This window comes from Phenylobacterium sp., from assembly GCF_013822795.1.
Classification (GTDB): domain Bacteria; phylum Pseudomonadota; class Alphaproteobacteria; order Caulobacterales; family Caulobacteraceae; genus Phenylobacterium.
Genome location: NZ_PNLB01000008.1, coordinates 80704 through 100256 on the forward strand (window position 1 = coordinate 80704; position 19553 = coordinate 100256).

Sequence of the window (19553 nt, forward strand, 5' to 3'; positions counted from 1 at the left end):
GTCGTCAGATGCGCTCGACGATGATCGCCGGGGCCATGCCGCCGGCGGCGCACATGGTGATCAGCCCGCGCTTCAGGTCGCGGCGTTCCAGTTCGTCGAGAACGGTGCCGATCAGGATCGAACCGGTGGCGCCGATCGGATGGCCCAGCGCCATCGCCCCGCCGTTCACATTGACCTTTTCACGGTCGAGCTTCAGGTCGCGGATGAACTTCTCGGCCACGACCGCGAAGGCCTCGTTGATCTCGAACAGGTCGATGTCGTCGATGGTCAGGCCGGCCTTGGCCAGCACCTTCTGCGCCGCAGGCACCGGGGCATTCAGCATCAGGGTCGGGCTGTCGCCCATGTTCGCCATGGCCACCACCCGGCCGCGCGCCTTCAGGCCGTTCTTGGCGGCGTAGGCCGGCGAGGCCAGCAGCACCGCCGCCGCCCCATCGACCACGCCCGACGAATTGCCTGCGTGGTGGACGTGGGTGATCTTCAGGTCCGGATAGACCTGGCGGATCAGGTCGCCATAGGTGGTGCCCTTGTCGTCGACCGGCACATTGGCGATCATTTCGAACGACGCCTTCAGGGCCGAGAGGCCCTCCAGCGTGGTCTGCGGACGCGGGAACTCCTCGCGGTCCAGGGCCAACGAGCCGTCCTCGCGATAGACCGGCACCAGCGACTTGTCGAAGCGGCCTTCGCGGATCGCCACGTCGGCGCGCTGCTGGCTGAGCAGGGCCAGTTCGTCGAGCGCCTGCCGCGGGATCCCCTCGAGCGTGGCGATGGCGTCGGCGCAGACGCCCTGCTGGCTCTGCGGATGGCGCGCGCGCAGGCGCAGGTTGCCGCCGTCCATCATCGGCGGCGTCGACGGATCGCCCGTCGAGGAGGTGTAGGACATCATCTCGGTGCCGCCGGCGATCACCAGGTCTTCCATGCCCGACATGATCTGGGCGGCGGCCAGGTTCACCGTGGTGATGCCCGAGCCGCAGAAGCGGTCCAGGGTCATGCCGCTGGCCTTGACGTCATAGCCGGCGTCGAGCGCGGCCATGCGGCCGAGGTCGCCGCCCTGCTTGCCGCGCTGGCTGGAGGTGCCCCAGATGATGTCGTCGACTTCGCCGGTCTTCAGGTTATTGCGCTCGGCCAGCGCCTTGAGAACCGTGGCCGCCAGGTGCTGCGGGTGAAAGTCGGCCAGCGCGCCTTTGCCGACCTTGCCGATGCCGCGTGGCGTGCGACAGGCGTCGATGATCAGGGCCTCGGGCATATCGTGTTCCTTCCTGGTGTCTCCGGCGCGCGCCGGTTCGTTTGGAGGAACAGTCGTCCACCCGCCGCCACGTCAGTCCAGCGCAAATGCGTCGCAGGCCTCAGGCCGAGAAGATCCAACCGCCCGGCAGCGACGACAGCTGCACCCCGGCCAGGATCAGCACGTCCGGGCCGCCCAGGTTGACGAGTACGTCGCTCCCCACCTGGCTGACGGTATAGGCGACGCCGCCCTCGACCCGAACCCGGTCGCCCTCGCCGGCATTGAAGTCCAGCACCCGGTCGATGCCCGCGCCCGCAAATGTGTTGAAGATATCAGCCCCGCTGCCGCCGGCGACGGTGTCGGTTCCGCGGTCGCCGCTGATGAAGTCGTCGCCGCCCTCGCCGTACAGCACGTCCGAGTTCTGGCCGCCGCGCAGGGTGTCATTTCCCTCGCCGCCGAAGCCGGTGTCGTCGCCCATGTTGCCGTAGACCTGGTCGGCGCCCTCGTCGCCATAGAGCAGGTCGCCGTCCTGGCCGCCGACCACCCAGTCGTCGCCTTCGCGTCCGCGGATGGTGTCGCGGCCGGTGTTGCCGTTGATGTCGTCGAACCGGATGCCGCCGACGATCGAGTCCTCGCCCGCGTCCCCCCGCATATAGCTGTCGCCGGGCCCGTAGTTGGTCCCGCTGACAATGACGTCGTTCCCCGCCCCGCCATAGATGATGTCGTAGCCGCCGCCGCCGTCGATGGTGTCATGGCCGTCGAAGCCGCGCAGTATGTCGTCGTGCGAGGCGCCCAATAGGCTGTCGTCGCCGTTGAGGATGATCTGGAACGCCGTCGGCATGTCGCCGTCCGCGGCCAGTCCGACGATGCGCGTCGCCGAGGCGGAAAATCCCGAGACGTCGAAATGCAGGTAGCCGGACAGGTTCTCCTGGATATGGCTCAGCTCGCCGCCCGCGAGACGGCCCGCGCCGTCGAAGCTGAAGTTCCCGAACAGCGCCACCCGGTCGCCGAAGGCGCCGTCAGAGTAGATCCGCCCGGTGTTGGCCAGGGTGACCACGCCGCTGAAAAGAATATTGAGATCAATGGTGTCCATGTTGACGCCAAACCTGGCGCCGGCCTTCAGAAACGCCATCACATGCTCCCGTCGGTTCGCCGGCATGACGGGCTCGCCCCAGACGCGCGTCAATGGCCAACGCGCGCAAGTGGCGCGGTGTTAAGACGAATTAGGAAAATCCGGCCACGCCGCAGCCCCGCCTATGAGGCCAGGGTATCGCGCGCGACGTCCTGGGGTTTCACCCGATCCCTGGCTTGCCCGGCGACAGCTTCTCTGGCGGCTCGCAGCAATCGGAGCGTAGCCATGGCCGCCAAGCAGCCGAACATCCTCGTCATCTGGGGCGACGACATCGGGATCAGCAACCTCAGTTGCTATTCCCACGGCCTGATGGGCTACGACACGCCCAACATCGACCGCCTCGCCAAGGAAGGGATGATGTTCCTCGATTCCTACGGCGAACAGTCCTGCACGGCCGGCCGCTCGTCGTTCATCACCGGCCAGAGCGTGCTGCGGACCGGGTTGTCGAAAGTCGGCGCGCCTGGGGCGCCGGTCGGGATGAGCGACAAGATCCTAACCATCGCCGGCGCGCTGAAGAACCAGGGCTACGCGACCGGGCAGTTCGGCAAGAACCACCTGGGCGACCTCAACCAGATGCTGCCGACTAACCACGGGTTCGACGAGTTCCTCGGCAACCTCTACCACCTCAACGCCGAGGAAGAGCCGGAGATGTACGACTACTTCCCCGACAAGGACTTCCCGAATTTCCGCAAGAAGAACGGCCCGCGGGGCGTCATTCACTCCTGGGCGACCGATGTCGACGATCCGACCGTCCACGAGCGCTGGGGCAAGGTCGGCAAGCAGAAGATTGAAGAGACCGGCCCGCTGACCAAGGCGCGGATGGAAACCTGTGACGACGAATTCGTCGCCGCGGCCAAGGACTTCATCAAGCGCCAGAACGACGCCGATACGCCGTTCTTCGTGTGGGTGAACACCACGCACATGCACATGTTCACGCACACCAAGAAGTCGAGCCTGGGCCAGGCCGGCCGCTGGCAGTCGCCCTACCACGACACCATGATCGACCATGACAAGAACGTCGGAGACCTGCTCGACTATCTCGACGAGCTGGGCCTGGCTGACGACACCTTCGTCATGTACTCGACCGACAACGGGCCGCACCGCAACAGCTGGCCGGACGGCGGCATGACCCCGTTCCGCAGCGAGAAGAACTCCAACTGGGAAGGCGCCTTCCGCGTTCCGAAGCTGGTGCGCTGGCCCGGCAAGGTCGAGGCCGGCTCGGTATCGCGCGAGATCGTCCAGCACCACGACTGGTTCCCGACCTTCCTGGCCATCGCCGGCGAACCGGACATCGTGGAAAAGGTCAAGAAGGGCTACCAGGCCTGCGGCCGGACCTACAAGAACCACATCGACGGCTTTAACCTGCTGCCCTACCTGACCGGCAAGGAGAAGGAGAGCCCGCGCAAGCTGTTCGTCTACATCAGCGACGACGGCGACATCCTGGGCGTCCGCTACGACAACTGGAAAGTCGTGTTCATGGAGCAGCGGTGCCAAGGCACCATGCAGATCTGGGCCGAGCCGTTCACCCGGCTGCGCCTGCCCAAGCTGTTCAACCTGCGAACCGACCCCTACGAGTTCGCGGACGTCACCTCGAACAGCTACTACGAGTGGTTCCTCTACCACGCCTACATGCTCTACGGGGCCTGGGCGATCGCCGACCAATGGGCCGCGACGTTCAAGGATTTCCCGCCCATCCAGAAGCCGAACACCTTCACGATCGACGACGCGATCACCGCGCTTCAGGAAGCGTCCACGACCGGCGCCTCCTGAGCGACAAGGCCGGGGCGGCGGTTCTGGCCCGCCGTCCCGCGCCTATCGCGCCGCCCTTCCATTCCGTAACGTCACTATCCGAACATCCGCCGGATGCTCGGGGAGGAGACTAACGTTATGGACGCTGCTGCGATGAACGGCCTGCTGGCCAGGCAGAAGGCCGCTCACCTGCGTGACGGAGAGCCCTCCGCCCAGGTCCGCATCGATCGCATCGACCGCGCGATTGCGCTGCTGATCGACAACCGCGCGGCCATTGAGGACGCGATCAACCAGGACTTTGGCTCGCGTTCGCGCGAGGCGACCGCCTTCACCGACATCGCCGCGTCCATCGGCCCGCTCAAACACGCCAAGGATCATCTGGCCAAGTGGATGCGGCCCGAAAAGCGCAAGCCGACGCCGGCGATTCTCGGCCTGTTCGGCGCCAAGGCCGAGATCCGCTTCCAGCCCAAGGGCGTGGTCGGGATCATCAGCCCGTGGAACTTCCCGGTGAACCTGACCTTCGGGCCGCTGGCCGGGGTGCTGGCGGCCGGCAATCGGGCGATGATCAAGCCGTCCGAGTTCACCCCCGCCACGTCGGAGCTGATGGCGAAGATGTTCGCCGGCGCCTTCGCCGAAGAGGAAATCGCCGTAGTCACCGGCGGCCCTGAGGTCGGCCAGGCGTTCTCCTCGCTCGCCTTCGACCATCTGATCTTTACCGGCGCCACCTCGATCGCGCGGCACGTGATGCGCGCGGCCGCCGAAAACCTTGTGCCGCTGACCCTGGAACTTGGCGGCAAGAGCCCGGTGATCCTCGGCAAGTCGGCGGACATCGGCGTCGCCTCGGCGCGGATCATGAACGGCAAGACGCTGAACGCCGGGCAGATCTGCCTGGCCCCCGACTACGTCCTGACGCCCAAGGAAAGCCTGGAGCCGTTCATCGCCGGGGCCCAGGCCTCGGTGTCGAAGATGTTCCCGACCCTGAAGGACAACCCCGACTACACCGCCATCGTCGCCCAACGGCACTACGACCGGATCAAGGGCTACATCGACGAGGCCAAGGCCAAGGGCGCGCGGGTGATCGAACTGAAGCCCGAGGGCGAGGACCTGTCGCAGCAGGAACATCGGAAGATCGCCCCGACCCTGATCATCGACCCCAGCGACGACCTGAAGGTCATGCAGGAGGAGATCTTCGGCCCGGTGCTGCCGGTGAAGACCTATTCCGGCATCGACGAGGCCATCGCCTATGTGAACAAGGGCGAGCGGCCGCTGGGCCTCTATTACTTCGGCTCCGACGAAGCCGAACGCGAGAAGGTGCTGGCGAGCACGACCTCCGGCGGGGTGACGGTCAACGACGTCATCTTCCACGTCGCCCAGGAGAATCTGCCCTTCGGCGGGGTCGGGCCGTCGGGCATGGGCAGCTATCACGGCGTCGACGGCTTCCGCGAGTTCAGCCACGCCAAGTCGATCTACCGGCAGATCAAGGCCGACAAGCCGCTGCAGCAGATGCGCCCGCCGTACGGTCCGGCCATTCGCAAGTACCTGGACGGCCAGCTGAAGCGCTGACCGGGGCCGCCAGTTCCGAATCGGCGGGGCGGGCGGCGCTCGTCCCGCTCTCGCCGGCGGCGGACTCGGCGACTAGACGGCGACGTCTGGAAATCGCGGCCCGCGACGCATCCAACAAAAAACGCCGCCCCGAGGGGCGGCGCTCTTTTCGTGCAATGCTGGAAAGGCCTACTCGCCCGCGCGCAGTTGCTCGCGAGCCTGAGCCATCAGTTCGTCCATCTTCATGCGCACTTCGCCTTCGCTGACGGCGACGCCCGAGCCCTTCAGGTCCTCGAACACCTTGCGCAGCACGTCTTCGTCGCCCGGCAGCTCGAAGTCGGACTTGACCACGGCCTTGGCGTATTCGGCGACGCTGTCGACACCCAGGCCCATCAGACCAGCGGCCCATTCGCCCAGCATGCGGTTGCGACGAGCACCAGCCTTGAATTCTTGCTCCTGGTCGAGCTCGAACTTCTTTTCAAAGCCACGCTCGCGATCGTCGAAGGTCGTCATGTGTTCCCCAGTAGGCGGTCGGTCGGCGTTGCATATCCCGTGAGCCGCGCCGTAGCAACGTAAACGCACGATGAGGCGCTGCGGCTCTTGCGCCGTTTGCGCCGCGCCGGCCAATCCGTTAGTTTTTTCGGGCCTCATATGAGTGAGAGGGCCATACGGTCGGAGCCGCGCGCGTTTGCATCGAACTGCGCGCGTTTTTCGTTTTTCCGCTGGCGGCCAAGCCCTCGCTCTGGGAGAAGGCGCACATGACTACCCGCCGCAAGAAGATCTACGAAGGCAAGGCCAAGATCCTCTACGAGGGCCCCGAGCCCGGGACCCTGATCCAGTACTTCAAGGACGACGCCACCGCGTTCAATTCGCAGAAGAAGGCGATCCTCGAAGGCAAGGGCGTCATCAACAACCGCATCAGCGAGTACGTGATGACCAAGCTGAACTCCATCGGGGTTCAGAACCACTTCATCCGCCGGCTGAACCTGCGCGAGCAGCTGATCCGCGAGGTTGAGATCATCCCCCTTGAGGTCGTCTGCCGCAACGTGGCGGCCGGCAGCCTGTCGCAACGCTTCGGCCTGCCCGAAGGCCAGGCCCTGCCGCGCTCGATCATCGAGTTCTACCTGAAGGACGACAAGCTCAGCGACCCGATGGTCGCCGAAGAGCACATCACCGCGTTCAACTGGGCCTCGACCCAGGAGATCGACGACATGATGGCCCTGACCCTGCGGGTGAACGACTTCCTCACCGGGCTGTTCGCCGGCGTCGGCATCACCCTGGTCGACTTCAAGGTCGAGTATGGCCGCATCTACGAGAACGACTTCTCGCGGGTGATCCTGGCCGACGAGATCAGCCCCGATTCGTGCCGCCTCTGGGACAGCCAGACGAACGAGAAGCTGGACAAGGACCGCTTCGGCCGCGACATGGGCGACGTCATCGAGGGGTACACCGAAGTGGCCCGTCGTCTCGGCATCATGAAAGAGATGCCTACTGTCATCCAAGGAGGCCTGCACTAGTGCGCGCGAAAGTTCATGTGTTCCTGAAGCCCGGCGTGCTGGACGTTCAGGGCAAGGCCGTCGAGAGCGCTCTGCACGGCCTGGGCTGGCCGCAGGTCGACGGCGTGCGCGTCGGCAAGACCATCGAGTTCGACCTGAAGGACGCGACCGACAAGGCCGCCGCCGAGGCCCAGGTGAAGGACATGTGCGAGAAGCTGCTCGCCAACACCGTCATCGAAAGCTACCGGATCGAGGTGGCGTGAGAGGGCTAGTCGCCCTCTTCCCCATTCTCCCACTGATCCTGACCGCCTGCGCGCCGGAGCCTGAACCGCCCCGGCCGCGGCTGGCGCTCGACTGCTCGCTCTCCTACGAGGCCCTGTCGGCCAAGGTGCTGGCCCAGCCGGGCCTGATCCCCGCGCCGCAGGAGCGCGGCGAGCCTTACCGCTTCTACAACGTCCAGGGCGGCGGCGAGGCCTTCGTCCTGACCCAGCCCGGCGCGCCCGGCCATCCGGCGGTCTTCAAGCAGGAAGGGGCGCAGGAAAACGGCCGCAAGGTCATGAAGAACACCGGCTGCGCCTATGGCGACAAGGCTGGATTCGATCAGGTGATGACCTATCTGGAGAGCCTGAGCGCCAGATGAGGGGGCACTACCGTTGAGCGGCTATCACCTCGCCCAGATCAATGTGGCCCGGCTGAAGGCGCCGATCGACGCGCCCGAGACGGCGGACTTCAAGAACAACCTCGACCGCATCAACGCCCTGGCGGAAAGCTCGCCAGGCTTTGTCTGGCGGCTGACCGGCGATGGAAACGACGCCACCGACCTCGTCGCCTTCGACGACCCGCTGATCATCACCAACCTCTCGGTCTGGGAAAGCCCTGCCGCGCTGGGCGCGTTCGTCTATCGCTCGGGCCACGTCGAGATCATGCGCCGCCGCGCCGAGTGGTTCCACGAGATCGAGGCCTACATGGCGCTCTGGTGGGTTCCCGTCGGCCACGCGCCGACGCTCGCCGAAGCGGTCGCGCGGCTCGAGCTGTTGCGGGCCAACGGCCCGGGTCCGGACGCCTTCACCTTCCGCGCGCCGCATCCGGCGCCGGATGCGACCACCTCCCCCCTCCCAATTCTCGACAAATGCGCGTAAAGGGCCGCCCATGAAAGCCGCCGTCATCGTATTCCCGGGTTCCAACTGCGATCGCGACTGCAAGGTCGCCGTCGAACGCTCCACCGGCGCCAAGGTCGACATGGTCTGGCACGCCGAGACCCAGCTGCCCCAGGGCCTGGATCTGATCGTGCTGCCCGGCGGCTTCTCCTACGGCGACTACCTCCGCTGCGCGGCCATGGCCTCGCTGGCCCCGGTGATGACCGAGGTCCGCGCTGCAGCCGATCGCGGCGTCGCCGTGGTGGGGATCTGCAACGGCTTCCAGGTGCTGACCGAGTCGAAAATGCTGCCCGGCGCCCTGCTGCGGAACGAGAAGCTCAAGTACGTCTGCAAGCCGGTGGCGCTGGAAGTCACCAACGCCCAGACCCGCTTCACCGCCGGCTATGCCGGTCGCCGCGAGGTCGAGATGACCGTCGGCAACGGCGAGGGCAACTACTTCGCCGACGAGGAAACCCTCGACCGGCTGGAGGGCGAAGGCCAGGTGGTCTTCCGCTACCTCGACAACCCGAACGGCTCGTCGCGCGACATCGCCGGCATCGTCAACAAGCGCGGCAACGTCATCGGCCTGATGCCGCACCCAGACCGCGCCTTCGAAGCCGAGCTGGGCTCGGCCGACGGCGCGATCCTCTTCCAGAGCGCGCTCGCCAGCGCCTAGTCCTCGTCGTCTTCGCCGGTCTCGTCGCCGATCGCCTCGGTGACCAGCCGGCGCCAGACGGGATCGCTGTCGTCGACCAGGTCGACGTCTTCCAGCAACGCCACCGCGCCGCCGCCATCGGGCAGCACCAGGCCGAGCACCTCCATGGTTTCGCCGTCTTCGGAGTGGTGCGCTTCGGCCTGGACGGCGACGGCGGCGACTTCCCCGTCGTCCTCCCACCAGATCACCGGCTGCGGCAGTTCCATGTCGATCGGTCGCCCGCCGCTGGTGTCGCCCAGCGCGAAGATCGCCACGCGGTTCTGCACATCCTCCAGCGTCGCCACCGCGCCGGTGAAGGGCTTCAGCCGCGACCAGTCCTCGGCGTCATAACCGCCGCCGTCGAACCCGAGTTCGTCATCATTGTCATTCATCGGGCCTGCCTAGACCCGATGACGGCGCGATTCCAGCGCGCGAATTCAGTGCACGGTGGCGGACACGCCCGCATCGTCGTCCCACATCCGCACCGGCATCGGGAAGCCGGCGTTGCAGAGCGCGACGTTGAGGGTCCGGGCCAGCAGCACCGGCGCCTCCGGCGCGCCGACCAGCGGCCGCAGCAGCTGCAAGGCTACGTCCGGCGCGGTGCGGGCGACGCCGCAGGCCAGCACCACCCGCTGCTCGTCCTGCGAATAGCCGCCGCAGGCGACGCAATGCACCTCCATCGACCGCAAGGCGTTGCGCTCGATGTGCTCCATCAGCGCGACGAACACGCTGGCCACGGGCCTGGAGCTCACGTGCGTCAGGCCCGGCTGCACCAGCTCGCGCGGATCATCGCCGGCCATGCGGGCCCGCGCCCAGGCCCGCAGCGAGGCCAGCACCAGCTGTTCGGACACCGCCAGACCCTGGGGGCCGACGCGGAGGGAAGCCGCGGCGAGGGGGGCGATGGCCATGGGAGCGCTCCTTTATTGCGAATGACTCGCAATATCGATACGCCCACGAGGATCGCCGGTCAATCCGGCTGCGCGCCTTCGAGGTTGCGTTTCAGCGCCGCCAGGCCGGCCTCCATCAACGGCGTCACCATGTCCGCCAAGGCGTCGGGCTTGATGTCGCTGAACCACACGACCCGGCTTCCCTGCCCGTCCGCGACGACCTGCATCGAGGCCGCGTGCCGCGTGAACGGCCCGTCGACGACGCTGTAGGCGACCCGCATCGAGGGCTCGTCGACGCCGACGATCTGTTCGGTCACCACCATGCCGTTGGCGAAGGTGACCGTCCGGAGGTCACCGTCGATGCGGCCGTCGACCAGCACGCCCGCGAACAGTTCGTGCGCCTGGCCGACCTGTCGTAAGCGCTCCCAGACGTCGGCTATCGGCAGGTTTACCGACACGTCTCGCAGGATCGTGACCATGGGAAATCTCCGCGGATTGATTTTGCAGGGACAATAGCCCTCCGGGCCGGCGGTTTCTGGCGGCTATCGGACCCTATCGGCAGGCTTTGCGCTGCCGTTGCGTCATGCCGTAAGCACACCCCCGACAAGCTGCGGAGGCGACATGCAGAAGCTGATGGGATCGGGCGCATTGCTCGACGCGAACGGACATCTGGTCGAGCGCGGTTGGGCGCCCAGCGAGGTCCGCCGCTACGAGCGCGCCGCCATCGGCGTCGCCCATGACCATACGGCGATCAAGGAGTGGGACTACTACGCCATCCTCTCTCCCGACTTCGGGCTGGCGCTGACCGTCGCCGACAATGGCCACATGGGCTTCCTCGGCGTCTCGTGGATGGACTTCCAGGCCAGGAGCTTCGTCAACGGCGGCGTCGGGCTGCCCGCCCCGCACGGCGCCATGAACCTGCCGCCCAGCGCCGACGCCGGCGACATCGTCCACGTCCATCCGAAGATGGAGATCGCCTTCCGCTTCGCCCCTGGCGGCCGGGTGCTGACCTTCGATGCGCCGAGCTTCGACAAGGGCGCCGGCATCTCCGGCGAGATCGTCCTGGCCCAGCCGCCGATGGACCGCATGGTCATCGCCACGCCCTTCGCCGAGCAGGCGAGCGCGTTCTACTACAATCAGAAGATCAACTGCATGCCGGCCTCGGGCCACGTGATCTATGCCGGCAAGCGCTACGAGTTCGAGCCCACGAGCGCGTTCGCGGTGCTCGACTGGGGCCGCGGGGTCTGGACCTACGACAACACCTGGTACTGGGGCTCGGCCTCGGGCCTGGTCGACGGCAAGCCGTTCGGCTTCAACATCGGCTACGGCTTCGGCGACACCTCGGCCGCGTCCGAGAACATCCTGTTCTTTGACGGCAAGGCCCACAAGCTGACCGACTTGGAGTTCCACCTGCCGGACGGCGCCCACGACAGCGGCCCCTGGCGCTTCACCTCCAGCGACGGCCGCTTCGAGATGAGCTTCGAGCCGATCGTCGACCGCCACGCCGACTTCGCGATGGGGCCGGTCAGCAGCCGCCAGCACCAGGTGTTCGGGAAGTTCTCAGGCGTCGCGGTGCTGGACGACGGCACGCGGCTGCAGGTCCGCGACCTGATCGGCTTCGCCGAAGAGGTCGAGAACCACTGGTAGCGAAGGGCCTCGCCCCGCCCGTGTCATCCCGGTTTGCGAAGCAAGACCGGGACCCATGAACACCGGATGGATCAGAAGGCGGCTCGGCCCCGCCCCACCCTGCTCGAATAGCGCGAATGGGTCCCGGTCTTCGGCTGCGCCGAAACCGGGATGACTCTCGATGCTAGGCCTGCTGCTGCTTCAGCGGCAGCAGGGCCACCAGGCTGATCAGCGCCGCCACGGCGAGGTAGATCCCGACCGGGACCAGGCCGCCCTGCGTCGACAGCGCCTGGGCGACCAGCGGGGTCAGGCCGCCGCCGATGATGCCGCCGACGTTGAACGCCATCGAAGCGCCGGTGTAGCGCACCCGCGCCGGGAACAGGCCCGGCAGGAACGCGCCCAGCGGGCCGTAGACGAAGCCCATGGTCAGCAGCGCCAGCGACAGGAACGCCCAGCAGCCGAGCAGCGAGCCGGAGCCCATCATCGGCGCCATCAGCGCGCCGACCGCGATGGCCATGAAGCAGCCGGCCATCAGAACCCGGCGCGGATTGCTGGCGTCCGACCAATAGCCGGCCAGGATGATGCCCAGCGCCATGAAGCCGATCGCCCCCAGCTGCACGCCCAGGAAGGTCTCGCGGCTGTAGCCCAGAGTCTGGGTGCCGTAGCCGAGCGCGAAGGCGGTCGCGAGGTAGAAGGTCGCGAAGCAGGCCACCACCGCGAAGGTGCCGGCCAGGGTGGGCATGAGGTGGCGCTTGAACAGCTCGGCCAGCGGCACGTCGGACGGCTTCTCCTCGGCCAGGGCCTTGGAGAAGGCCGGGGTCTCGGTGAGCTTCAGGCGGACCCAGAGGCCGACCCCGACCAGCAGGGCGCTGCCCAGGAACGGAATGCGCCAGCCCCAGGCCTGGAACTGCTCGGGCGACAGCAGCATGCCGAGGATCAGGAACAGGCCGTTGGCGGCGATGAAGCCGACCGGCGCGCCGAGCTGCGGGAACATGCCATAGCGCGCGCGCCAGCCGGGCGGGGCGTTCTCGACCGCCAGCAGCGCCGCCCCGCCCCACTCGCCGCCGAGGCCGAAGCCCTGGCCGAAACGCAGGATGCAGAGCGCGACTGGGGCCAGCCAGCCGGCCTGCTGATAGGTCGGCAGGAAGGCGATCAATACCGTCGAGGCGCCCATCAGCAGCAGCGAGGCGACCAGGGTCGACTTGCGCCCGATGCGGTCGCCGTAGTGGCCGAACACGATCGCCCCGACCGGGCGCGCGAAGAACGCTACCGCCATGCTGGCGTAGGACGACAAGAGCTGCATCGAGGGCGAGGCGGCCGGGAAGAACAGCGGCCCGAACACCAGGGAGGCGGCGGTCGCATAGATGTAGAAGTCGTAGAATTCGACCGCGGTGCCGACCAGGCTCGCGCCCAGGACCCGCCGCGTCGACGGCGCCTCAACAGTCTTCGACATCCACACCCCCAATGATTGGCGTTTCGCTTCGCGCCAGACGCCTGTCAGGTCAAGGCGCGGGCTGTGAAAACTGCGCTGCGGGGGTTGCGACAGTTCGCCCGATTGGCGTCTATCAGCACATAGATTCGCCGGAGACGGGAAAGTGACGCAAGGACTTGGGGCTCTGCGAATACTGGTCGTCGACGACAACGAGCAGATGCGCACGATCATCGGCACGGTTCTCGCCGCCGCCGGCGTCGGGCGGCTCTACTACGCGACCGACGGACGACATGGCCTGGACCAGCTGATGAGCCAGCCCGTCGATCTCGCCTATGTCGATTATGAGATGCCGACGATGAACGGCCTCGACTTCATTTCGCGGGTTCGGGCCCTGCCCGGCGAGGCGCGCTATTTGCCGATCATCATGCTGACCGGCCATTCGGACCTGCCGCGCCTGAACGCCGCGCGTGACCGCGGCGTCAACGAGTTCCTCGCCAAGCCGGTCACCGCCCGCGACATTCTCAAGCGGCTGGAGTCGGTGATCCTGCGCCCCCGCCCCTACGTCGCAGCCACCGACTTCTTCGGGCCCGACCGGCGGCGGCGCCGCTCGCCGACCGGCTACACCGGGCCGATGCGCCGGGCCGTCGACCAGGCCGGCGTGCTGGAGCTCTAGGCGGCTACCAGGCCCGGCACGCGGCGTCGGGAACCGAGGCGACGCGGACCCAGCGATAGCCCTGCACCTGAACGCCGCCGACCTCGTAGGTGGCCGCCTCGCGGGTGAAGCACGGCCCGAACGCGCCGGCGTCCGGAACCAGCATCTCGCCGCCGAGCACGACCTTCTCGAAGGTGGCGACCGCTTCTGGCCCCAGCTCGCCGCCGACCATCGCCTTCCAGGCCTCGTGGTCGAAGGCTGCGCCCTTCTCGCGGCTGACGAACATCGGCGCGAGCAGGTCGTCCAGCTTGCGCTTGCCGCCCGACTTGGCGCGGATCTTGGCGTCGAGGTCGGCGAAGTAGAGGGCGCCGCGGTTGTAGGGCACGTGGCGGATGCTCTCCGAGCCGAAGCCGGCCGTGGCGATCTTCTCGGCCGACCAGCCGCGCGCCTCGCTGCCCCAGTAGCCGCGGGTCATGGCGTTGATCTGCTCGCCATACTCGTCGACCGTGGAGAAACCGGCGCGCATGGGGGCGAGCGCCGTGAAGTGGGTGGTCAGGCCCTCGCTGAACCAGCTGCTGATCCCGACGGCGCCCGGCGACTCGATGCCGCCGACCCACTGGTGGATCATCTCGTGGGCGAAGGTCGTGCGCGGCCCCTGCTCGGACGGGTCGCGCGGGGCCGAACCGCGCGAGAGCATGAAAGAGTTCGCCAGCGCCGTGCCGCCGCCGACCGGCGGGGTGTCGAGGAAGCGCATGAACACGCGGTAGCGCGGGGCCGGCTTCAGGTAGCCGAAGTCCTTGTCGAGCTGCTGGTAGAGCTTGCCGGACCATTCGAGCTCGGCCGCCGGATCGAACGGCGCCTGGCCGAGCCAGGTCCCGCTGAAGCCGTCGATGTCGCCGCTCTTCGGATAGCGCCCCATCGGCCCGGCCATGTACCAGGCCTGGCGCAGCTTCTCCGGATCGCCGGTCAACGCAACGTCGCCGTCGCCGAACGAGGCGACCCCGCTCGAGCCCTTGGCCAGACCGCTGAGGTCCCAGCGAACGTTCAGCTGCGTCTCGCCCAGCTTCTCAGGCAGGATCAGGAAGCCGGCGCCAGCGCCGCTGACGCCGCCGCCCGAAGGCCGGATGCCGAAGGGCGGGCCCTGCGGGGCGCCGGCCGGCTGCACCGCCGAGCGGTAGCTGATCTTCACCGGATAGGAGACCGCGCGCTGGGCGGTCCAATGACGGAAATAGGGAAAGCCGCCGGGCGCGGCCGGATCGTCGACGGAGACCAGCGGCACAACGCCCTTGGCGTCGGTGACGACCAGGTTCTGCACCCGCTCGGCGACGCCGCGCACGCCGGCGTAGACGACCGGCGCGGAGAGGACGAGCCCATCGCCCTCAGCGCCTGCGATCTCGGTCTTCACCTCGATGGCCGTGACCTCGGCCCCGCCGTCGCGGACCGGCTTCAGCATCGTGTCCAGCCGCGGCGCGGCCTGCGCGCCCAGCGCCAGCGCGCTCATCGCGCTCGCCAGCAGCCACGCCCGAGATCCCAGACCAATGCGCATTGTTCGCCCCCTGCGGTTCGTCACAAATGCTATGCGTCGACGGGGGCTTTTCTATGCAAAGTCGGCGACGTGACGTCGCTCGCCGAGCACGGCCATGCACGAAGCGGTCAGACGCCTGGAACGGCTATGCGCGGGCCCGGCCCGGGTTTCCGACCACGGTGGCGCCGGGCGGCACGTCGCGGGTCACCACCGCCCCGGCCCCGATGAGGGCGTCGTCGCCGATGCGCACGCCCGGCAGGATGATCGCCCCGCCGCCGATCCACACATTGGCGCCGATGCTGATCGGCCGGCCGAACTCCAGTCCGCCGGCGCGCTCGGCGGCGTCGCGGGGATGATCGGCGGTCAGGATCTGCACGCCGGGCCCGATCTGGGTCTTGGCGCCGATGGTGACCGCCACGACGTCGAGGATCACGCAGTTGAAGTTCAGGAACGCCCCGTCGCCAAGGCTGATGTTGAACCCGTAGTCGCAGTGGAACGGCGGGCGGATCGTCGCCCCCTTGCCGGCGAAGGCCAGCCGCTCGGCGAGCACGGCGTGGCGCTGGTCCATCGGCAGGTCGAGGGCGTTGAAGCGGGCCATCCAGGCGACGGCGCCCGCGTGGTCGGCCTAAATCTCCGGGTCGCTCGCGTCATAGAGCTCGCCGGCCAACATTCTCTGCTTCTGGGTCGCCGCCATGCCTATCCGCGCCAGATGCTGACGCCCTCCTTGATCGTCTCGACCACCTTCAGCGAGGCCAGTTTCTCGGGATCGACGGCGGTCGGGTCCTGAGACAGCAGCGCGAAGTCGGCCAGCTTGCCGGCGACGAGCGAGCCTTTCGTCGCCTCCTCGAAGTGCTGATAGGCGGGCCAGATGGTCATCGCCTTCAGCGCGACCTCGACAGGAACGCGCTGATGCGGCCCCAATATGTCGCCCGAGCGGGTGCGGCGGGTGACGGTCGCCGACAGCACCCGGATCGAGTCCGGATTGGCCACCGGCGCGTCGTGGTGGGTGGTGAACATCATCCCCCGGCGCAGCGCCCAGCCGGTCGGCGAGATGTTCTCGGCCCTCACCGGCCCGAGCACCGAGTCGCGATGCCAGTCGCCCCAGTAGAAGGTGTGCATCGGGAAGAACGACGGGATGATCCCCAGCGCCTTGCAGGCGTCGACCTGATCCTCGCGCGCGGTCTGGCCGTGGATCAGCACCGGGCGGCGATCGCCGGGGCCGTGCTTCTTCGTCGCCTCGCGCACGCCCGCAATCAGTACGTCGATGGCGGCGTCGCCGTTGGCGTGAACCAGGATCTGCCAGCCGTTGGCGAAAGCCTTGTCGATCGCCGCCAGACACTGGTCGACGGGGATGGCCGGATAGCCGGCATAGGCCGCGCTCTGTCCCTCCGGCGGCACGAAGTAGGGCTGCGAGAGCCAGGCGGTCTTGCCCTGCGGCGAGCCGTCGATCGAGAGCTTCACCCCGCCGACCCGCAGGCGGTTCTGGTAGCTGCGCCCCAGCAGCGGCGGGACAACGACGTCGGTCGCGGTCATCACGTCCGGATAGGCGACGACGTCGGCGATGAGCATCCCGCGGCTGGCCGCCAGCTGCAGGGCCTTGACCCCGCCGCTTGAGGACTTGCCGTCCTGGCAGGTGGTGTAGCCGTACGACGTGTAGAGCTTCACGCCCTCGGCGATCATCTTGAGGTTGGCGTCGAGGTCCAGCCGGCTCAGCAGCTTGACCATCACGCCCATGAAGGCGTGCTCCTCCATCACCCCGTTGGGCTCCTTGCCGCCGGGCTCACGGCGGAACACGCCGCCCTGCGGATCGGGGGTGGCGGCGCTGATCCCCGCCGCCTCCAGGGCCTTGGAGTTGGCGACGCCCAGGTGGCCGGACTGGTGGATGAACAGCACCGGGACCTCGCTGGTGATCTCGTCCAGCTCCCTGCGGGTCGGATGGCGCTGCTCGCGCAGCTGGGAGTCATCGTAGCCGAAGCCCATGACCAGCTTGTAGCGCTCGATGAACGGGCGGTTGGCCTCGATCCAGGCGCGGGTCACGCGCTGCAGTTCGGCGACCGAATTGCCCTCGCCGTCCGGGGCCGGCAGCAGGTTGGCCGAGATCGCCTGCAGGCCGACGAACGAGACGTGGCCGTGCGGATCGACGAAGCCCGGCAGAAGGGCCCGACCGCCCAGGTCCACCTGCCGCGCGCCGCGTCCGGCCTTGGCCAGCACCTCGTCACGGCCGCCGACCGCCAGGATGCGCCCGCCGCGCACGGCGACCGCCTCGGCCCGCGGCCGGGCGTCGTCCATGGTCAGGATCGGTCCGCCGAAATAGACGGCGTCGCTCTCGGCGGCGAAGGCCCGCGGCCCCGCCGCCAGCGCCGCCGCGCCGCCCAGCATCACGTCTCGACGCGTTCCCCGGCCCATGCCCCTCGTTCCTCCACGTTCGCGGCGCTTTCCGCCGTCTAATCCAGTTCCTGCACCCCGCCGCCGCTGACGGTCAGCACCTGACCGCTGATCCAGGACGCCGCCGGCGAACAGAGGAACAGCGCCGCGTTGGCGATATCCTCAGGTTCGCCCAGCCTGCCAAGCGGGGTATGGCGCAGCATCGCCCGTTCGGCCTGCGGTGTCAGCACGCTGGCCAGCGCCTGGGTGCGGATCGCGCCGGGGGCGATGGCGTTGACCCGCACCCCCAGCGGGCCAAGGTCGAAGGCGAGATTGCGGGTCAGGTGGTTCGCCGCCGCTTTCGAGGCGCCGTACGAGGTCATCCGGACGTTGCGGTTCTCGCCGGCCATCGAGGAGATGTTCAACACCGCGCCGCCGCCGGCCGCCTGCATGTGCGGCGCGCACAGCTGGCAGAGCCGGAACACCGAGAACACGTTCAGCTCGAAGGCCCGCACGAAGTCGGCCATCGGCATGTCGAAGGGCTTGGGTCCGCCGCCGCCGGCGTTGTTGACCAGGATCGTCAGCCGCCCGAACCGCCCGACCGCGGCCAGGACCATCTCTTCCAGATCCTCTTCGCGGGTGACGTCGCAGGCGAGCGCGAGGGCCTTGCCGCCGCCCGCGGCGATCTCGTCGGCGACGGCTTGGGCCGCGGGCAGGTCGCGGTCGCCGACCGCCACCGCCGCGCCCGCCATCGCGAACCGCGAAGCGATGGCCCCGGCCGATGCCCGCTCCGCCGCCGGTGACGATCGCCACCTGATCGGTCAGCGCCAGCAGTTCCCCTACGCCCGTCGCCATGTCGGCCTCCGTCGCTGCTTCGGTGCTAACGCGCCGCAAGAACCGAGGGCTCCTTGATTTGGCCGCTGGGCTGCGCCAGAGCATCGGTCATGTCCCTGCGCATCGATCCGTTCCACGCCATCTCCGTCAGCGGCCTGGCCCATCGGCTGAAGTCCGAGGGCCGCTCGGTGATCCACATGGAGTTCGGCCAGCCCTCGACCGGGGCGCCGAAGGCCGCGATCGAGGCCGCGCACCACGTGCTCGACAGCGATCCGATGGGCTACTGGGAAAGCCCGGCGCTGAAGGCGCGCATCGCCCGCCACTACAAGGACAAGTACGGCGTCGAGGTCGCGCCGAACCGCATCACCCTGACCTGCGGCGCCTCGCCGGCCCTGGTGCTGGCCCTGGCCTCGTCGTTCAATCCGGGCGACCGCGTCGCCCTGGCTCGGCCCGGCTACGTCGCCTATCGCAACACGCTGAAGGCCCTGCACATCGAGCCGGTGGAACTGGCCTGCGGCGCGAACGAACGCTACCAGCTCAGCGCCGAGCGCATCGCCGCCCTGGACCCTGCCCCGGCCGGCGTGATCATCGCCAGCCCGGCCAACCCGACCGGGACCATCATTCCGGCCGCCGAGCTCGAGGCCATCGCCAAGGTCTGCCGCGAGCGGAACATCAAGATCGTCTCGGACGAGATTTATCACGGCCTCAGCTACGTCGAGCCGGCGCGCTCGATGCTGGAGTTCGAGCCGAACGCCCTCGTCGTCAACTCGTTCTCGAAATACTTCAGCATGGCCGGCTGGCGGCTCGGCTGGCTGCTGTCGCCGCCCGACCATGTGAAGGCGGCGATCGCCTATATGGGCGCGCTGTTCCTGACCCCGCCCTCGCTCGCCCAGCACGCGGCGCTGGCGGCGATGGACAGCGAGGACGAGCTGGAAGGCCACATCGAGGTCTATCGCGCCAACCGCGCCCTGCTGCTGGAGGCGCTGCCGCGGCTCGGTCTGTCGGCCATCGCGCCGCCGGACGGGGCCTTCTACATCTATGCCGACGTCGCCCACCTGACCGACGACAGCCTCAGCTTCTGCCAACGGCTGCTGCAGGACACCGGCGTGGCCACCGCGCCCGGCGTCGACTTCGACCCGGTCGAGGGCCACCACTTCATCCGCATGTCGTTCGCGGTCTCGACGCCCGAGATCGAGGAGGCGATTTCGCGGCTGGAGCCCTGGTTCGCCGCCCAGGCCGCGGCGAGCGCGAAATAATTCACG

The 19553-nt window shown here is 68.1% G+C and carries 21 protein-coding genes; 10 read left to right on the forward strand and 11 right to left on the reverse strand.

Features of this window, described 5'->3' with window-relative positions:
* Positions 1-4 precede the first annotated feature (4 nt).
* Together C0481_RS09055 and C0481_RS09060 are read right to left on the reverse strand one after the other, a co-directional pair.
* A complete protein-coding gene (locus C0481_RS09055) occupies positions 5-1243 on the reverse strand; it encodes an acetyl-CoA C-acetyltransferase (protein ID WP_293402830.1) in 1239 nt (412 codons plus the stop codon).
* 100 nt (positions 1244-1343) lie between these two features.
* Positions 1344-2354: a calcium-binding protein gene (locus C0481_RS09060; protein WP_293402832.1), complete on the reverse strand. Its 1011-nt coding sequence runs from the start codon at positions 2352-2354 to the stop codon at positions 1344-1346.
* Positions 2355-2579: 225 nt separating this feature from the next.
* Here C0481_RS09060 and C0481_RS09065 point away from each other — a divergent pair, with 225 nt between their 5' ends.
* Both C0481_RS09065 and C0481_RS09070 read left to right on the forward strand, forming a co-directional pair.
* A complete protein-coding gene (locus C0481_RS09065; protein WP_293402834.1) occupies positions 2580-4124 on the forward strand; it encodes an arylsulfatase in 1545 nt (514 codons plus the stop codon).
* Between the two features lie 93 nt (positions 4125-4217).
* Positions 4218-5666 carry a coniferyl aldehyde dehydrogenase gene (locus C0481_RS09070; protein ID WP_293402836.1) on the forward strand — a complete coding sequence of 483 codons (1449 nt, stop codon included), beginning with the start codon at positions 4218-4220 and terminating at the stop codon, positions 5664-5666.
* A gap of 168 nt (positions 5667-5834) precedes the next feature.
* On the opposite strand, the gene C0481_RS09075 is transcribed toward C0481_RS09070, so the two are convergent.
* Positions 5835-6158 (reverse strand): DUF1476 domain-containing protein, encoded by a 324-nt coding sequence (locus tag C0481_RS09075; RefSeq protein ID WP_293402838.1) that lies wholly within the window; start codon positions 6156-6158, stop codon positions 5835-5837.
* A 245-nt stretch (positions 6159-6403) separates the two neighbouring features.
* On the opposite strand from C0481_RS09075, the gene purC reads away from it, so the two are divergent.
* The 5 genes from purC to purQ are packed head-to-tail and all read left to right on the forward strand — an operon-like array spanning position 6404 to position 8953.
* Positions 6404-7162: a phosphoribosylaminoimidazolesuccinocarboxamide synthase gene (gene purC / locus C0481_RS09080; protein WP_056023569.1), complete on the forward strand. Its 759-nt coding sequence runs from the start codon at positions 6404-6406 to the stop codon at positions 7160-7162.
* A complete protein-coding gene (gene purS / locus C0481_RS09085; protein WP_183773609.1) occupies positions 7162-7404 on the forward strand; it encodes a phosphoribosylformylglycinamidine synthase subunit PurS in 243 nt (80 codons plus the stop codon). The genes purC and purS overlap by 1 nt, the downstream gene beginning before the upstream one ends.
* The gene (locus tag C0481_RS09090) at positions 7401-7781 is read left to right on the forward strand and encodes a hypothetical protein (RefSeq protein WP_293402846.1); all 381 of its coding nucleotides are present in this window, start codon (positions 7401-7403) and stop codon (positions 7779-7781) included. Before purS ends, C0481_RS09090 begins: the two co-directional genes overlap by 4 nt.
* Positions 7782-7794: 13 nt before the next feature.
* Complete coding sequence (locus C0481_RS09095) at positions 7795-8280, forward strand: DUF3291 domain-containing protein (RefSeq protein WP_293402848.1); 486 nt, start codon at positions 7795-7797, stop codon at positions 8278-8280.
* A 10-nt stretch (positions 8281-8290) separates the two neighbouring features.
* Positions 8291-8953, forward strand: a complete 663-nt coding sequence (gene purQ, locus C0481_RS09100) for a phosphoribosylformylglycinamidine synthase subunit PurQ (protein ID WP_183773605.1) — start codon at positions 8291-8293, stop codon at positions 8951-8953.
* Here the strand turns inward: purQ and C0481_RS09105 are convergent.
* The 3 genes from C0481_RS09105 to C0481_RS09115 are packed head-to-tail and all read right to left on the reverse strand — an operon-like array spanning position 8950 to position 10337.
* A complete protein-coding gene (locus C0481_RS09105; RefSeq protein ID WP_293402850.1) occupies positions 8950-9363 on the reverse strand; it encodes a hypothetical protein in 414 nt (137 codons plus the stop codon). The genes purQ and C0481_RS09105 overlap by 4 nt on opposite strands.
* Before the next feature lie 45 nt (positions 9364-9408).
* Entirely contained in the window at positions 9409-9879 is a 471-nt protein-coding gene (locus C0481_RS09110; RefSeq protein WP_293402852.1) for a hypothetical protein, read from the reverse strand.
* A gap of 59 nt (positions 9880-9938) precedes the next feature.
* Positions 9939-10337, reverse strand: a complete 399-nt coding sequence (locus tag C0481_RS09115) for an SRPBCC family protein (protein WP_293402854.1) — start codon at positions 10335-10337, stop codon at positions 9939-9941.
* A 142-nt stretch (positions 10338-10479) separates the two neighbouring features.
* Here C0481_RS09115 and C0481_RS09120 point away from each other — a divergent pair, with 142 nt between their 5' ends.
* Complete coding sequence (locus C0481_RS09120) at positions 10480-11505, forward strand: DUF2804 domain-containing protein (RefSeq protein ID WP_293402856.1); 1026 nt, start codon at positions 10480-10482, stop codon at positions 11503-11505.
* 163 nt (positions 11506-11668) lie between these two features.
* Here C0481_RS09120 and C0481_RS09125 read toward each other — a convergent pair whose 3' ends face one another.
* Positions 11669-12937 carry an MFS transporter gene (locus tag C0481_RS09125; protein ID WP_293402858.1) on the reverse strand — a complete coding sequence of 423 codons (1269 nt, stop codon included), beginning with the start codon at positions 12935-12937 and terminating at the stop codon, positions 11669-11671.
* Between the two features lie 142 nt (positions 12938-13079).
* On the opposite strand from C0481_RS09125, the gene C0481_RS09130 reads away from it, so the two are divergent.
* Complete coding sequence (locus tag C0481_RS09130; RefSeq protein WP_293402860.1) at positions 13080-13589, forward strand: response regulator; 510 nt, start codon at positions 13080-13082, stop codon at positions 13587-13589.
* A 4-nt stretch (positions 13590-13593) separates the two neighbouring features.
* Here C0481_RS09130 and C0481_RS09135 read toward each other — a convergent pair whose 3' ends face one another.
* From C0481_RS09135 to hdhA, 4 genes are all read right to left on the reverse strand, one after another.
* A complete protein-coding gene (locus C0481_RS09135; protein ID WP_293402862.1) occupies positions 13594-15114 on the reverse strand; it encodes a hypothetical protein in 1521 nt (506 codons plus the stop codon).
* Positions 15115-15238: 124 nt separating this feature from the next.
* Entirely contained in the window at positions 15239-15691 is a 453-nt protein-coding gene (locus C0481_RS09140; protein ID WP_293402864.1) for a sugar O-acetyltransferase, read from the reverse strand.
* Between the two features lie 98 nt (positions 15692-15789).
* Positions 15790-17499, reverse strand: coding sequence for an amidohydrolase (locus C0481_RS09145; RefSeq protein ID WP_293402866.1), 1710 nt, complete (start codon positions 17497-17499; stop codon positions 15790-15792).
* 38 nt (positions 17500-17537) lie between these two features.
* Positions 17538-18209 carry a 7-alpha-hydroxysteroid dehydrogenase gene (hdhA, locus tag C0481_RS09150; protein WP_293402868.1) on the reverse strand — a complete coding sequence of 224 codons (672 nt, stop codon included), beginning with the start codon at positions 18207-18209 and terminating at the stop codon, positions 17538-17540.
* Positions 18210-18401: 192 nt separating this feature from the next.
* Between hdhA and C0481_RS09155 the strand changes: the two genes are divergently transcribed.
* Positions 18402-19547, forward strand: coding sequence for an aminotransferase class I/II-fold pyridoxal phosphate-dependent enzyme (locus tag C0481_RS09155; protein WP_293402870.1), 1146 nt, complete (start codon positions 18402-18404; stop codon positions 19545-19547).
* Positions 19548-19553: the final 6 nt, after the last annotated feature.

Coding starts and splice junctions, on each gene's coding strand:
- C0481_RS09055 (WP_293402830.1), bottom strand. CDS start 1,243: ATGCCCGAGGCCCTGATCATCGACGCCTGTCGCACGCCACGCGGCATC.
- C0481_RS09060 (WP_293402832.1), bottom strand. CDS start 2,354: ATGGCGTTTCTGAAGGCCGGCGCCAGGTTTGGCGTCAACATGGACACC.
- C0481_RS09065 (WP_293402834.1), top strand. CDS start 2,580: ATGGCCGCCAAGCAGCCGAACATCCTCGTCATCTGGGGCGACGACATC.
- C0481_RS09070 (WP_293402836.1), top strand. CDS start 4,218: ATGCTCGGGGAGGAGACTAACGTTATGGACGCTGCTGCGATGAACGGC.
- C0481_RS09075 (WP_293402838.1), bottom strand. CDS start 6,158: ATGACGACCTTCGACGATCGCGAGCGTGGCTTTGAAAAGAAGTTCGAG.
- purC (WP_056023569.1), top strand. CDS start 6,404: ATGACTACCCGCCGCAAGAAGATCTACGAAGGCAAGGCCAAGATCCTC.
- purQ (WP_183773605.1), top strand. CDS start 8,291: ATGAAAGCCGCCGTCATCGTATTCCCGGGTTCCAACTGCGATCGCGAC.
- C0481_RS09105 (WP_293402850.1), bottom strand. CDS start 9,363: ATGAATGACAATGATGACGAACTCGGGTTCGACGGCGGCGGTTATGAC.
- C0481_RS09110 (WP_293402852.1), bottom strand. CDS start 9,879: ATGGCCATCGCCCCCCTCGCCGCGGCTTCCCTCCGCGTCGGCCCCCAG.
- C0481_RS09115 (WP_293402854.1), bottom strand. CDS start 10,337: ATGGTCACGATCCTGCGAGACGTGTCGGTAAACCTGCCGATAGCCGAC.
- C0481_RS09120 (WP_293402856.1), top strand. CDS start 10,480: ATGCAGAAGCTGATGGGATCGGGCGCATTGCTCGACGCGAACGGACAT.
- C0481_RS09125 (WP_293402858.1), bottom strand. CDS start 12,937: ATGTCGAAGACTGTTGAGGCGCCGTCGACGCGGCGGGTCCTGGGCGCG.
- C0481_RS09135 (WP_293402862.1), bottom strand. CDS start 15,114: ATGCGCATTGGTCTGGGATCTCGGGCGTGGCTGCTGGCGAGCGCGATG.
- C0481_RS09140 (WP_293402864.1), bottom strand. CDS start 15,691: ATGGCCCGCTTCAACGCCCTCGACCTGCCGATGGACCAGCGCCACGCC.
- C0481_RS09145 (WP_293402866.1), bottom strand. CDS start 17,499: ATGGGCCGGGGAACGCGTCGAGACGTGATGCTGGGCGGCGCGGCGGCG.
- hdhA (WP_293402868.1), bottom strand. CDS start 18,209: ATGGCGGGCGCGGCGGTGGCGGTCGGCGACCGCGACCTGCCCGCGGCC.
- C0481_RS09155 (WP_293402870.1), top strand. CDS start 18,402: ATGTCCCTGCGCATCGATCCGTTCCACGCCATCTCCGTCAGCGGCCTG.